Origin of the sequence: Streptomyces sp. NPDC093064, assembly GCF_044754605.1 — a bacterium.
Taxonomy (GTDB): Bacteria; Actinomycetota; Actinomycetes; order Streptomycetales; family Streptomycetaceae; genus Streptomyces.
Genome location: NZ_JBIVPK010000004.1, coordinates 272023 through 285347, shown reverse-complemented (window position 1 = coordinate 285347; position 13325 = coordinate 272023). Strand labels below are relative to the sequence as shown.

Here is a 13325-nt window from a genome sequence, read left to right as displayed (position 1 = left end):
AAGTGAACGCATCCCAGGGCGCGCGCAGGTCGTGCCGCGCGCCCTGGGTGGTGACTACTTCGCCTCGGAGTCGCCGTCGGTCTTCTTCGGCTCGTCCTCCGCCTTCGCCTCGGCCGCGTCGGCCGGCTCCTCGGCCGCGTCCTTCTTGCCGAGGTCGATGGGCTTGTCGTCGGAGGCGCCGTCGGTGTCGGCGGACTCGTCGGTACCGGTGAGGGAGGAGGCGTCGTCGGGGACGAGGTCGGCGTCGGACTTCAGGTCGTGCTCGACGCCGTGGACGATGCGGTTGTACTCGTCGTCGCTCAGGACGGTCGCGATCGCGTTCTTGGCGAACAGCAGCTCAACGCCCGGGCCCGCGTCGAGGAGGACCGTGTCGTCGTTGACCTCCTTGACCGTGGCGTACATGCCCCCGATGGTGCGGACACCACTACCGGGCTGCATCTGGTCGCGCATGTCCGCGGCCTGCTGCTGCTTCTTCTTGGCCGACCGGGTCATCAGGAACATGGCCCCGATGAGCACGATGAACGGGAGGAGGGTCACGAGACTCACGGGTCGGAACTTCCTTCACACGACCGCGCTGGGGAGCGGCCTGATTGGTTGGGGGTATGTGTACTGCCTACAAGGCAGCATCGGCGGAGTCTAGGCGAGTCCGCATGCAAGGAACAACGCTCAGCATGACACCTGGGTTCCTCCCCGGGCCAATACCCCAGCCGTCACGCCCCGAACAGGCCCTGTTGTCCGTTTCCCGCAGCTGACGAGCCGGGCGGGGTGAGGCCGAGGTGCGCCCAGGCGGCGGGGGTGGCGACACGGCCGCGCGGAGTCCGGGCGAGCAGGCCCTCGCGGACGAGGAACGGCTCGGCGACCTCCTCGACGGTCTCGCGCTCCTCCCCCACGGCGACCGCGAGCGTCGACAGGCCGACCGGACCGCCGCCGAAGAGCTTCAGCAGAGCCTCGAGGACCGCCCGGTCGAGCCGGTCGAGGCCGCGGGCGTCGACCTCGTAGACCGCCAGGGCCGCGGCGGCGATCTCGCGCGTGATGGTCCCGTCGGCCTTGACCTGCGCGTAGTCGCGGACGCGGCGCAGCAGGCGGTTGGCGATGCGCGGGGTGCCCCGGGAGCGGCCGGCGATCTCGGCGGCCCCGTCGGTGTCGATCCGGACGTCGAGGAGGCTCGCCGAGCGGTGGACGACGCGCTCCAGCTCAGCGGGCCCGTAGAACTCCATGTGCGCGGTGAAGCCGAAGCGGTCGCGCAGCGGAGGCGGCAGCAGGCCCGCGCGTGTCGTGGCGCCCACGAGGGTGAACGGGGGCAGTTCGAGCGGGATGGCGGTGGCGCCGGGGCCCTTGCCGACGATCACGTCGACCCGGAAGTCCTCCATCGCCATGTAGAGCATCTCCTCGGCGGGCCTCGACATGCGGTGGATCTCGTCGAGGAAGAGCACCTCGCCCTCCTGGAGGGAGGACAGGATGGCCGCGAGGTCGCCGGCGTGCTGGATGGCGGGACCCGAGGTGATGCGGATGGGGGCGCCCATCTCGGCCGCGATGATCATGGACAGGGTGGTCTTGCCCAGTCCGGGAGCGCCGGACAGCAGCACGTGGTCGGCGGTGGCGCCGCGCGCCCGGGCGGCGCGCAGCACGAGGTCGAGCTGTTCGCGGACCTTCTCCTGGCCGATGAACTCATCCAGGTCCTTGGGGCGCAGGGCGGCCTCGACGGCCTGGTCCTCACCGTCGGCGGCGGAACCCACCAGCCGGTCCGCCCCGGGGCCGACGCGCTCCTCGGCGGCGGGCGTGTCGGTCGTGTCGTCCCAGTTCACTCACGTACTCCTGGCTCAGCGGGCTCGGTTCAGGGTCTGCAGGGCCGCCTTGAGCAACCGGCCCACCTGGGGCGTGCCCCCGGCGGCCTCGGCCTGGGGTGCCACGGCGGTCACCGCCTCGTCGGCCTCGCGGGTGGCGTATCCGAGGCCGATCAGTGCCGCGTGCAGCTGGTCGCGCCAGCCCTGGGTGACCGGCGCGCCGACCACGGGTGCGCCGACAGGCTCGCCGAGCCGGTCCTTGAGCTCCAGCAGAAGCTTCTGGGCACCCTTCTTGCCGATGCCCGGGACGGCGGTGAGGGCCTTCTCGTCTCCGGTGGCGACGGCCCGGCGCAGGGCGTCGGGCGTGTGCACGGCCAGCATTGCCTGGGCGAGCCGCGGTCCCACCCCGCTGGCGGTCTGCAGCAGCTCGAAGACCTGGCGCTCGTCGTCGTCCGCGAAGCCGTACAGGGTCAGCGAGTCCTCCCGCACGACGAGGGAGGTGGCGAGCCTGGCCGGCCGGCCGAGGCGGAGCGTGGACAGCGTGTTCGGGGTGCACTGCACGGCCATGCCGACACCGCCGACCTCGACCACCGCGGCGTCGGGGGCGAGGGCTGCGACCGTGCCGCTGACGAAGGCGATCATGCCGTACGGCCTTTCGTTGTCGAGGGTTGTCCGGCCGCGTGCGCGGCGACGGCCTGCTGAAGCCGGTTCTGGGCGGGGGCTCGCCAGATGTGGCAGATGGCCAGGGCGAGAGCGTCGGCGGCGTCGGCCGGCTTGGGGGGCGCGGCGAGCCGCAGCAGCCGGGTGACCATGGCGCCGACCTGCGCCTTGTCGGCGCGGCCGCTGCCGGTGACGGCGGCCTTGACCTCGCTGGGGGTGTGCAGGGCGACCGGGATGCCGCGGCGGGCCGCGCAGAGCATCGCCACGGCGCTGGCCTGGGCAGTGCCCATCACCGTGCGCACGTTGTGCTGGCTGAACACGCGTTCCACCGCCACGTATTCGGGGCGGTGCTCGTCCAGCCACCGCTCTATCCCCTGCTCGACGGCGACCAGACGGTGGCTCAGGTCGGCGTCCGCGGGGGTGCGGACGACGCCGACGCCGAGCATGGTCAGCGGCCGGCCCGCGACTCCCTCGACGACACCGACGCCGCAGCGGGTGAGGCCGGGGTCGACTCCCAGTACGCGCACGCGCGCCCCCTCCCCTCGTGACATGGTCGCGGTCCGTGGTGGTGATCTTTGCCTGACGCCAGGCTATCCGCTGCCACCGACAACGACGGCGGGCCGGCGGGAATGTCCCACCGGCCCGTACAAGCCCAGGCGATCCGCGGCGGCGGTTACGCCTCGACCTTCTCCATGATCTCGTCGCTGACGTCGAAGTTGGCGAAGACGTTCTGCACGTCGTCGCTGTCCTCGAGCGCGTCGATCAGCTTGAAGATCTTCTTGGCGCCCTCCTCGTCCAGCTCCACCTGCATGGTGGGGACGAAGTTGGCCTCGGCGGAGTCGTAGTCGATGCCGGCCTCCTGGAGGGCGGTGCGGACCGCCACCAGGTCGGTGGCCTCGCTGAGCACCTCGAAGGACTCGCCGAGGTCGTTGACCTCCTCGGCGCCCGCGTCCAGGACGGCCGTCAGGACGTCGTCCTCCGACAATTCGTCCTTGGGGACGATCACGACACCCTTGCGGTGGAAGAGGTACGACACCGAGCCCGGGTCGGCCATGGAGCCGCCGTTGCGGGTCATGGCGACGCGGACGTCCGAGGCGGCGCGGTTGCGGTTGTCGGTGAGGCACTCGATGAGCACCGCGACACCGTTCGGCCCGTAACCCTCGTACATGATCGTCTCGTAGTCGGCGCCGCCGGCCTCGAGACCACCGCCGCGCTTGATGGCCGAGTCGATGTTCTTGTTCGGCACCGACTGCTTCTTGGCCTTCTGCACGGCGTCGTAGAGCGTCGGGTTGCCGTCCAGGTCGACGCCGCCCGTGCGAGCCGCGACCTCGATGTTCTTGATCAGCTTCGCGAAGAGCTTGCCGCGCTTGGCATCGATGACGGCCTTCTTGTGCTTCGTCGTGGCCCATTTAGAGTGGCCGGACATCTGCCTGTCTCCTTCGCGTAACCCGTCTGCGTACGAACGCAGGAATCCTACAAGGACTCCGGTGTCCGGTTCGCGCGCACCATGTCGACGAACAGGGCGTGCACACGGTGGTCGCCGGTCAGCTCCGGGTGGAACGACGTGGCCAGCGCGTTGCCCTGGCGGACCGCGACGATGTGGCCCTCGTGCTCGGCGAGCACCTCGGCCCCGGCGCCGACGGACTCGACCCAGGGGGCGCGGATGAAGACGCCCTCCACAGGATCTCCCAGAACGCCCTTGACGTCGACGGCGGCCTCGAAGGACTCGTTCTGCCGTCCGAAGGCGTTGCGGCGCACGATCATGTCGATGCCGCCGATGGTCTCCTGGCCCGAACGCGGGTCGAGGATCTTGTCGGCGAGCATGATCATGCCGGCGCAGGTGCCGTAGACGGGCAGGCCGTCCCGCACGCGCGCGCGGAGGGGGTCCATCACTCCGAAGAGGACGGCCAGCTTGGAGATGGTGGTGGACTCGCCGCCGGGGAGGACGAGGCCGTCGACCTCGGCGAGCTCTTCGGGGCGCCGCACCGGCCTGGCCACGGCGTCCGCCGCGGCCAGGGCGATGAGGTGCTCCCGTACGTCGCCCTGGAGGGCCAGGACGCCTATGACGGGTGAGTCGGTCATGTACGTGGGGTTCTCTCTGCGTGCGGTCCCTTGGAGCCCGCTCACCAGCCGCGGTTGGCGTAGCGCTCGGCCTCGGAAAGGGTGTCGCAGTTGATGCCGACCATGGCCTCGCCGAGGTTGCGGGACGCCTCCGCGATGATCTTCGGGTCGTCGTAGAAGGTGGTGGCCTTCACGATGGCGGCGGCGCGCTTGGCCGGGTCGCCGGACTTGAAGATGCCGGAGCCGACGAAGACACCCTCGGCGCCCAGCTGGCGCATCAGAGCGGCGTCGGCGGGGGTGGCCACACCGCCGGCGGAGAACAGCACGACCGGGAGCTTGCCCAGCTCGGCGACCTCCTTGACCAGCTCGTACGGGGCGCGCAGCTCCTTGGCGGCGGCGTACAGCTCATGATTGTCGTAGCCGCGCAGACGGGCGATCTCGTTCTTGATCTGGCGCAGGTGGCGGACGGCCTCGACGACGTTGCCGGTGCCGGCCTCGCCCTTGGAGCGGATCATCGCGGCGCCCTCGGCGATCCGGCGCAGGGCCTCGCCGAGGTTGGTGGCGCCGCAGACGAAGGGGGTGGTGAAGGCCCACTTGTCGGAGTGGTTGACCTCGTCGGCCGGGGTGAGGACCTCGGACTCGTCGATGTAGTCGACGCCGAGCGACTGAAGGACCTGGGCCTCGACGAAGTGGCCGATGCGGGACTTGGCCATGACCGGGATGGAGACGGCGTCGATGATGCCCTCGATCATGTCCGGGTCGGACATGCGGGCCACGCCGCCGTCCTTGCGGATGTCGGCGGGGACACGCTCCAGGGCCATGACCGCGACGGCGCCCGCGTCCTCGGCGATCTTCGCCTGCTCCGGCGTGACGACGTCCATGATCACGCCGCCCTTGAGCTGCTCGGCCATGCCGCGCTTCACACGGGCGGTACCGGTCTCGGGGGTCTGGGCGGAGTCGGAAATCGTGGTGGACACGGGTGACCTCACTTGGTGAGAAGAGGGTGTGGTGCGCCCCCGAGGAAACGGGATTGGACCAGTCCACGGCAAGGGCCAATGGGAACCCGGTGGATCCTTTTCGCCCGGCACCGTCCGAAAGGGCGCCACTGGTTCCGGTCAGGCGGTCCGCTCCGCCAGGGCCGTCGGCGGCTCGTCGTCCATCTCGAAGGCCATCGGGAACGGGGCGTGTCCGGCCAGCCGGAACCACCGCACCTTGCGGTGTTCGCGCAGCCGGCGGGCGGCTCCCACGGCGTCGTTGTGGAAGCGGCGGGCCATCGGCACCCTGCGCACGGCCTCGGTCAGTTCGTGCGCCGCCTCCTCTCCCCCGGGCGCCTCGCGCACCGCCTCGACCTGCTGGGCCTCGGCGAACACGGCCCGCAGAGCCTGGCTCAACTCGCTCTCCGCGACCTCCCGTTGCTCCTCCTCGGCCTGCCGCGCGGCGTGCGCGGACTCGTACAGCACGATGGAGGCGGCCGGGTCAAGCACGCCGGAGGTGGCCAGTTCCTGCGCCACCGAGGCCCGCCGCAGCAACTGCGCGTCCAGCGCGGCCCGCGCGGCGTCGATACGGGCGTGCAGCCGGTCCAGCCGCCCGGCCGTCCAGCTCAGATACAGCCCGACGGCCACGAGCGCGACGACAATCCAGATGAGCGTTACGGTCACGGGCGGCAAGGCTACCGGGACGCCCCGCCCCGTTGGCCGGGGCCTTGCGTCCCGGACGAGTCGCCGCGGTCAGTCGCGGGCCAGGCCCAGGCGGGCCCGCAGCCCCGTGGCGCGTTCGTCGGCGGCCACGGCCGCGGCGCCGGCGGTGACCGTCTCGTAGACGGAGAGGATGTCGGCGCCGACGGTCGACCAGTCGAAGCGGCGCACATGGGTGCTGCCGCGTTCGCGCAGTTCGGCTCGGCGGGACGGGTCGGCCAGCAGGCGCAGGGCGGCTTCGGCGAGGGCGTCGGCGTCCTCGTTGGCGAAGAGTTCACCGGCCTTGCCCTGGTCCAGGACCTGGGCGAAGGCGTCCAGGTCCGAGGCGAGGACCGGGGCTCCGGCCGACATGGCCTCGACCAGGATGATGCCGAAGCTCTCCCCGCCGGTGTTCGGGGCCACGTACAGGTCGACGCTGCGCAGGAGACGCGCCTTGTCCTCGTCGCTGATCATGCCGAGGAACTCCACGCGCGAGCGCAGTTCCCTCGGCAGGTCCTCCACGGCCTGTTCCTCGTCCCCGCGGCCCGCGACCAGCAGACGGGCCCCCGGGCGGGCGGCGAGGATCCCGGGCAGCGCCCTCATCAGCACGGGCAGGCCCTTGCGGGGCTCGTCGATGCGGCCGATGAAGCCGATCGTGTCCCCCTGCCACTCGGGCTTGGGCTCGGCCTGGGCGAAGAAGTCGACGTCGACGCCGTTGGGGATCACCACCGCGTCGCCGCCGAGGTGCTCGACGAGGGTGCGGCGGGCGTACTCGCTCACCGCGATCCGCGCGCTGATCTTCTCCAGGGCCGCCTGGAGGATGGCGTACGCGGCGATCATCGCCCGCGACCGGGGATTGGAGGTGTGGAACGTGGCGACGATCGGGCCCTGGGCCGCCCAGCAGGTCAGCAGGCCCAGCGACGGCGAGGTCGGCTCGTGGATGTGGATCACGTCGAACCGGCCCTCGTGCAGCCAGCGCCGCACCCGGGCCGCCGACAGGAAGCCGAAGTTGAGCCGGGCCACCGAGCCGTTGTAGGGCACCGGGACCGCCCGGCCGGCCGAGACGACGTAGGGCGGCAGCGGGGTGTCGTCGTCCGCGGGGGCGAGGACGGACACCTGGTGGCCGAGGCCGATGAAGTACTCCGCCAGGTCCCGGATGTGGAACTGCACACCACCGGGCACGTCCCACGAGTAGGGGCAGACGATGCCGATCCTCACGCCGTCGCCTTCCCGGGATGCGCGGGATCCCGTCCGGGATCCAGGTCCTCGAGCCACAAGCGCTGAAGCATGTGCCAGTCCTCCGGATGCTCGGCGATCCCCGTGGCGAAGGCGTCGGCCAGCGCCTGTGTCATGACAGACGTCCTCTCGGCCCGCGTACCTGTCCCGGGGACGTCGACCGGAGGATGCACACGGCCCCGCATGACGGGCGAGTCGTCGTACCAGAGGGTGACGGGCAGCAGCAGGGCTCCCGTCTGCTGGGCGAGGAGGGCGGGACCGGCGGGCATCCGGGCCGTCTCGCCGAAGAACGTCACCTCCACCCCGGAGGCGGACAGGTCGCGGTCGGCGACCAGGCAGACCAGGCCGCCGTCGCGCAGCCGCCGGGCCAGCGTGCCGAACGCGGAGCCGCCGCTGTGCGGCAGGACCTCCATGCCGAGGCCCTCGCGGTAGGCGACGAACCGGTCGTAGAGCGTCTCCGGCTTCAGTCGCTCGGCGACCGTCGTGAACGGCGTCTTCAGCTCGGTGGTGACCCAGGCGCCGGCCAGGTCCCAGTTGGCCAGGTGGGGCAGGGCGAGGACGACGCCCTTGCCGGCCGCCAGGCCGTCGGTCAGGTGGTGCAGGTCCTTGGGGTCGAAGCCCGCCCTGATCCGCTCGGCGCTCCAGGCCGGCAGCCGGAAGGACTCCATCCAGTAGCGCAGGTACGAGCGCATCCCCGCGCGCGACAGTTCGGCGAGGCGCTCGGGGGTCGCGTCGGGCACCACGCGCGCGTAGTTGCCCTCCAGCCGCCGCACACCCTTGCCCCGCTGGCGCCAGGCCAGGTCGGCGACCGTGCGGCCGAGCCGTGCGGCGACCGGTTCGGGGAGCTTCTTGACGGTGCCCCAGCCCAGGCCGTACAGCCCGTCGGTGAGCCGCTCCTGGACGGTCATTTCGCCGCCTCGCTCCCCTGCTCCCGCCGGGCCGCCGCGGCCTCCGCCTCGGCGGACTCCCGGCGCACCGTGACGACCCGCTGGATCAGCGTGACCAGGCTGCCCGCGGCGACGATCCACAGGGCGATCGGCAGCAGGTACTGGATGCCCGGCACCCCGAACTTGTGCAGGCCCGCGAACCCGGCCGCGACCAGCGAGATCACCAGCCGCTCGGCACGCTCGACCAGCCCGTTGACGGCGACCGGCAGGCCGATCGACTCGCCGCGGGCCTTGGTGTACGACACCACCTGACCGCTGGCCAGGCAGAAGATCGACACCGCGCACAGCACGTTGTCGTTGCCATGACCCGCGTACCACAGGGCGAAACCGCCGAAGATCGCGCCGTCGGCGACCCGGTCGAGGGTGGAGTCCAGGAAAGCGCCCCAGCGGCTGGAGCGGCCGAGCTGGCGGGCCATGTTGCCGTCGACGAGGTCGGAGAACACGAACAGCGTGATCACGACCGTGCCCCAGAAGAACTCGCCCCGCGGATAGAAGACCAGCGCACCCGCGACCACTCCGGCGGTCCCGATGAGCGTGACCGTGTCCGGGCTCACGCCCCGGCGGATGAGAAACGCGGCGAACGGTGTGAGGACACGCGTGAAGAATGCACGCGCGTACTTGTTCAGCATGGCCTTCCCGAGGGTCGGTGTCGCCGGGCGGCCCCTGCTGGCCACCGGCTGGCCCATCGTAGCCACGCACGCGCGTGCGCGGCGGCCGGGCGCCCGACCTCCGCGGGCAGCGGCGGCCGGCCGTGCGCAAGCGCTGGTGGACGGCGGGATCGGGTCCTTCGTATGGACGCAGCGTGACGGGAGTGGAAAGCTCGAAGGACCGCGGGCGTCGCAGGAGCCGCCAGTGCACGCGGTGCCGCGTGTCCGCGCCCACAGTGACCTCACCCTCAACGGGAGGCAGGATCATGGGCGACAAGACGCAGACCCACCCCGGAGCCGCCGGCAGGGCAAGGGCGGCCGACCATCCCGCATCCGTACGCAATGTGGTGCTGGTCGGCCACTCCGGATCGGGCAAGACGACCCTGGTGGAGGCTCTCGCGCTGACCGCGGGAGCGGTGAACCGCGCCGGCCGCGTGGAGGACGGCGGCAGCATCTCGGACTACGACGAGATCGAGCACCGGCAGCAGCGCTCGGTGCAGCTCTCCCTGGTGCCCGTCGAATGGGACGGCATCAAGATCAACGTACTGGACACCCCCGGCTACGCCGACTTCGTCGGGGAGCTCAGGGCCGGTCTGCGCGCCGCGGACGCGGCCCTGTTCGTCGTCTCGGCCTCCGACGGCGTGGACGGCTCGACCCGCATGGTCTGGGAGGAGTGCGCGGCCGTCGGCATGCCCCGCGCCATCGTGATCACGCATCTGGAGGCCGCCCGCGCGGACTTCGAGGAGATGACGCGGGTGTGCGCGGAGGCGTTCGGCGGGGACGACCCCGACGCCGTCCTGCCGCTCTACCTGCCGCTGCGCGGCCCGCAGGGACCCGACGGGCACGCGCCCGCGACCGGTCTGGTCGGACTGCTGACACAGAAGCTGTTCGACTACTCCTCCGGCGAGCGCAAGGAGTCCGAACCGGGCGAGGACCAACTGCCGCAGCTGGAGGAGGCCCGCAACCGGCTGATCGAGGGCATCATCGCCGAGAGCGAGGACGAGACCCTCATGGACCGCTACCTCGGCGGTGAACAGGTCGACGTCAAGACACTCATCGAGGACCTGGAACGGGCCGTCGCCCGCGGGGCGTTCTTCCCCGTCCTGGCCGCCGCGCCCGCCGCCGAGGGTGCCAAGCAGGGCATCGGCACCGTGGAGCTCCTTGAGCTGATCACCCGCGGCTTCCCCACCCCGCTGGAGCACGAGGCACCCGCGGTCACCACCATCGACGGCGGCCCCCGCGAACTGCGGCCGTGCGACCCGGACGGGCCGCTGGTCGCCGAGGTCGTCAAGACCTCCTCCGACCCGTACGTCGGCCGCGTCTCCCTGGTCCGCGTCTTCTCCGGCACCCTGCGCCCCGACGAGACCGTGCACGTCTCCGGACACGGCCTGGCCGACCGCGGACACGAGGACCACGACGTCGACGAGCGGGTCGGCGCGCTGTCCACGCCCTTCGGCAAGCAGCAGCGCCCGGTGACGCACGTCATCGCCGGCGACCTCGCGTGCGTGGCGAAGCTGGGCCGCGCCGAGACCGGCGACACGCTCTCCGCCAAGGACGACCCGCTGCTGATGGAGCCGTGGCAGATGCCCGACCCGCTGCTGCCGCTCGCCATCCAGGCCCACAGCAAACCCGACGAGGACAAGCTCTCCCAGGGCCTGGCCCGACTGGTCGCGGAGGACCCGACGATGCGCCTGGAGCAGAACCAGGACACCCACCAGGTGGTGCTGTGGTGCCTGGGCGAGGCCCACGCCGACGTCGCCCTGGAGCGGCTGCGCAGCCGCTACGGCGTCCAGGTCGACGTCGTACCGCACCGGGTCTCGCTGCGCGAGACGTTCGCGGACCGGTCCGCGGGACGCGGACGGCACGTCAAGCAGTCCGGCGGCCACGGCCAGTACGCCATCTGCGAGATCGAGGTGGAGCCGCTGCCGGGCGGCTCGGGCATCGAGTTCGTGGACAAGGTCGTCGGCGGAGCCGTGCCTCGGCAGTTCATCCCCTCGGTGGAGAAGGGCGTACGGACCCAGGCCGCCAGGGGCGTCGCCGCCGGCCACCCGCTGATCGACGTACGGGTCACCCTGCTGGACGGCAAGGCCCACTCGGTGGACTCCTCCGACGCGGCCTTCCAGACCGCGGGCGCGCTCGCACTGCGGGAAGCCGCGGCCGACGCGCGGATCCACCTCCTGGAACCGGTGGCCGAGGTGACCGTGCTGGTCGGCGACGACTACGTGGGCCCCGTGATGAGCGACCTGTCCGGACGGCGCGGCCGGGTACTGGGCACCGAACAGGTGGGCAGCGGCCGCACCCTGATACGCGCCGAGGTGCCCGAGATCGAGATCGGCCGGTACGCGATCGACCTGCGCTCCCTGTCGCACGGCACGGCCCGCTTCGACCGCAGGTACGTACGGCACGAGCCGATGCCGCCCCAGGTGGCCGAACGGATACGCCAACAGGAGCGCGAAGCTTCATAGTCGGCGCGCCCGGCGCACAACCTGAGCGCTGGAACGCATCGTTGTACAGGTGGACGGCTCCGGCCGTCCGCCTGTCCGCGCGCTCGGCTGCCGATACCCTGATGACCTGATCAACAGGTGTGCGGGGCAGGGAAGTCGGGAAGGCCGCAGATGCAGGAGCGGCGGCAATGGGGGCGGAAGTGACGGACGGATTCGATTTCAGTCCCGGGGCTCAGGTGCCCCTGTCCGGCTCGGCGGGGCAGACGGCGGCGACCAACTCGCTCGCCGCGGCCGCCTACCGGGACGACGAAGTGACCAAGATCCTGGCCGCGGACAACGAATGGCACCAGTCCAAGGTCAGCCTGCCGCGCCCCTGGGCGAAGATCTTCCGCCCCAGGTTCGGCGAGGCCTTCTCCCGCGCGGTGATCGACCGCATGCTCGGCGCCGGGCGCAAACCGCTCATCCAGTCCTTCGGCCTCGAACCCCAGGTCGTCGTGGAGCACTGCCTGGCCGCCCACCGCATCCGCCGCGACCGCGACAACTGGCTGACGGCGGTGACCGTACTGTGCGGGGTGCTCTTTCTGCCCGGCCTCCTCGTGTGGCTGCTCGTGTTCACCCTGCGCGCCACCATCGGCAAACGTGAGGACAAACGGGCCGGCGCCCTCGCCAACACCCTGCTGGTGGCCATGGCCGCACTCGCCGTGCTCTTCCTGATCAAGATGCCCTTCACCGACTTCTGGGCGTGGTACGCACGCGCGGCGGTCGTCATGCCGGTGATCGGCTGGTTCTGGGCCAAGCAGATCTGCGAACGCTCGGCGCGCGAACTGCGGGAGCGCTGGGAAGGCCTCCTGACCGGCGGTGGCGTGGGCGCCAAGATCCCCGAAGCCGTACCGGGCAACCCCGGCGACGCGGCCGAACAAGTACGCAAGGAACTCGCCCGGCTCAGCGCCGAGCAGCGCTCCAACTCCGTCTTCTACGCCGGCCCCAAGGGCATACTCGGCATGGGCACGCGCTGGGGCAGCTGGCAGCTGGCCGAGGAACTGGTCTCCGCCGAACCGGGCAAGGAGTTCCACCCCTTCCGCAGCTGGGACGTCATCACCGCGATCCAGGGCGGCCTGGCCATGCTCGAACGCACCTCCATCAACACCGGCGGCTTCCCCAAGCCGACCGTCACCCACTGGGTCGTCACACCGATCGGGGAGAACGCCAAGGAGGTCTCCCGGCCGAGCGGCGCCGACGTCGAGACGTACACGGTCAGGACGCACGCCATGCAGGACATCTGCAACAAGCAGCAGTTCGGCAGCGGCGACCGCCACTACCTCGGCGTGCAGTGGACCCTCTGGGACGGCCATCTGGTGATCACCATGCTGGTCACCGTGACGGTGCTGCACGACACCCTGCGCATCGAGGTCACCGGCCACGCCCTGGGACCGGTCAACCCCTTGTTCAACGAGAAACCGGCGGCCAAGGAGAAGACGGTCCAGAAGGCGCTCCGCTTCTGGGAGACCCGCAAGGTGAAACTGCCCCTGATCGACGCCGACGAGGTGGTACGGCTCGCCGCCCGCGCCCCCCTGTCCTGGTACCCGCCCCTGCTGAACTGGCTCGGCGGCAGCCTCACCCTGCCTGAGCCGTTCGGCCTGCGGCACGCCTGGGCCGACCAGCCCTGGCGCCACCGCTTCATGGCCGACGACGCGCTGCGCGCCGCCACCCCCGTGCTGCGGGTGGTGCACGCCGCGGCGCTCAAGGTCCTCAAGGAGAACGGCGTGAACGTCGAGAAGTTCGGCACCCGCTCCGCGGTCCTCAGCGGCGCCGTCCAGGACGTGTCACCGAGGAAGGCCGACTCCTACGACGCGTGAGGCGTACGCCCGCCGAG

The 13325-nt window shown here is 71.3% G+C and carries 13 protein-coding genes; 2 read left to right on the top strand and 11 right to left on the bottom strand.

Translation table 11 applies throughout. From position 1 onward, the window contains the following. Positions 1-54: 54 nt before the first annotated feature. The 11 genes from yajC to pgsA all read right to left on the bottom strand — a co-directional run bounded on the left by yajC (position 55) and on the right by pgsA (position 9047). On the bottom strand, positions 55-546 hold the full coding sequence (yajC, locus tag ACIQFZ_RS07805; RefSeq protein ID WP_365421872.1) for a preprotein translocase subunit YajC: 492 nt from the start codon (positions 544-546) through the stop codon (positions 55-57). Positions 547-710: 164 nt separating this feature from the next. After that, positions 711-1805, bottom strand: coding sequence for a Holliday junction branch migration DNA helicase RuvB (gene ruvB / locus ACIQFZ_RS07800; protein ID WP_365421875.1), 1095 nt, complete (start codon positions 1803-1805; stop codon positions 711-713). A gap of 15 nt (positions 1806-1820) precedes the next feature. Next, complete coding sequence (gene ruvA / locus ACIQFZ_RS07795; RefSeq protein ID WP_361412749.1) at positions 1821-2426, bottom strand: Holliday junction branch migration protein RuvA; 606 nt, start codon at positions 2424-2426, stop codon at positions 1821-1823. After that, complete coding sequence (gene ruvC / locus ACIQFZ_RS07790) at positions 2423-2971, bottom strand: crossover junction endodeoxyribonuclease RuvC (protein WP_365421878.1); 549 nt, start codon at positions 2969-2971, stop codon at positions 2423-2425. Before ruvC ends, ruvA begins: the two co-directional genes overlap by 4 nt. Positions 2972-3117: 146 nt before the next feature. Continuing rightward, positions 3118-3870, bottom strand: coding sequence for a YebC/PmpR family DNA-binding transcriptional regulator (locus ACIQFZ_RS07785; RefSeq protein ID WP_365421881.1), 753 nt, complete (start codon positions 3868-3870; stop codon positions 3118-3120). Between the two features lie 47 nt (positions 3871-3917). Continuing rightward, complete coding sequence (pdxT, locus tag ACIQFZ_RS07780) at positions 3918-4526, bottom strand: pyridoxal 5'-phosphate synthase glutaminase subunit PdxT (RefSeq protein WP_361412752.1); 609 nt, start codon at positions 4524-4526, stop codon at positions 3918-3920. Positions 4527-4567: 41 nt separating this feature from the next. Next, positions 4568-5482 carry a pyridoxal 5'-phosphate synthase lyase subunit PdxS gene (gene pdxS, locus ACIQFZ_RS07775; protein ID WP_402690822.1) on the bottom strand — a complete coding sequence of 305 codons (915 nt, stop codon included), beginning with the start codon at positions 5480-5482 and terminating at the stop codon, positions 4568-4570. A 138-nt stretch (positions 5483-5620) separates the two neighbouring features. After that, positions 5621-6172 carry a hypothetical protein gene (locus ACIQFZ_RS07770; protein ID WP_402690821.1) on the bottom strand — a complete coding sequence of 184 codons (552 nt, stop codon included), beginning with the start codon at positions 6170-6172 and terminating at the stop codon, positions 5621-5623. Between the two features lie 60 nt (positions 6173-6232). Further along, complete coding sequence (locus ACIQFZ_RS07765) at positions 6233-7396, bottom strand: glycosyltransferase family 4 protein (protein ID WP_365421891.1); 1164 nt, start codon at positions 7394-7396, stop codon at positions 6233-6235. After that, a complete protein-coding gene (locus ACIQFZ_RS07760) occupies positions 7393-8322 on the bottom strand; it encodes a phosphatidylinositol mannoside acyltransferase (protein ID WP_365421893.1) in 930 nt (309 codons plus the stop codon). The genes ACIQFZ_RS07765 and ACIQFZ_RS07760 overlap by 4 nt, the downstream gene beginning before the upstream one ends. Next, positions 8319-9047 carry a phosphatidylinositol phosphate synthase gene (gene pgsA, locus ACIQFZ_RS07755; protein ID WP_361412882.1) on the bottom strand — a complete coding sequence of 243 codons (729 nt, stop codon included), beginning with the start codon at positions 9045-9047 and terminating at the stop codon, positions 8319-8321. The genes ACIQFZ_RS07760 and pgsA overlap by 4 nt, the downstream gene beginning before the upstream one ends. Before the next feature lie 227 nt (positions 9048-9274). On the opposite strand from pgsA, the gene ACIQFZ_RS07750 reads away from it, so the two are divergent. Together ACIQFZ_RS07750 and ACIQFZ_RS07745 are read left to right on the top strand one after the other, a co-directional pair. Further along, on the top strand, positions 9275-11473 hold the full coding sequence (locus tag ACIQFZ_RS07750; RefSeq protein ID WP_376652325.1) for an elongation factor G-like protein EF-G2: 2199 nt from the start codon (positions 9275-9277) through the stop codon (positions 11471-11473). A 167-nt stretch (positions 11474-11640) separates the two neighbouring features. Next, complete coding sequence (locus ACIQFZ_RS07745; protein WP_365421904.1) at positions 11641-13308, top strand: hypothetical protein; 1668 nt, start codon at positions 11641-11643, stop codon at positions 13306-13308. Positions 13309-13325 lie beyond the last annotated feature (17 nt).

Bases quoted from the DNA above. Each gene is read 5' to 3' on its own strand.
- ruvA (WP_361412749.1), bottom strand. From the start codon at position 2,426: ATGATCGCCTTCGTCAGCGGCACGGTCGCAGCCCTCGCCCCCGACGCC.
- ACIQFZ_RS07785 (WP_365421881.1), bottom strand. From the start codon at position 3,870: ATGTCCGGCCACTCTAAATGGGCCACGACGAAGCACAAGAAGGCCGTC.
- pdxT (WP_361412752.1), bottom strand. From the start codon at position 4,526: ATGACCGACTCACCCGTCATAGGCGTCCTGGCCCTCCAGGGCGACGTA.
- ACIQFZ_RS07760 (WP_365421893.1), bottom strand. From the start codon at position 8,322: ATGACCGTCCAGGAGCGGCTCACCGACGGGCTGTACGGCCTGGGCTGG.
- pgsA (WP_361412882.1), bottom strand. From the start codon at position 9,047: ATGGGCCAGCCGGTGGCCAGCAGGGGCCGCCCGGCGACACCGACCCTC.
- ACIQFZ_RS07750 (WP_376652325.1), top strand. From the start codon at position 9,275: ATGGGCGACAAGACGCAGACCCACCCCGGAGCCGCCGGCAGGGCAAGG.
- ACIQFZ_RS07745 (WP_365421904.1), top strand. From the start codon at position 11,641: ATGGGGGCGGAAGTGACGGACGGATTCGATTTCAGTCCCGGGGCTCAG.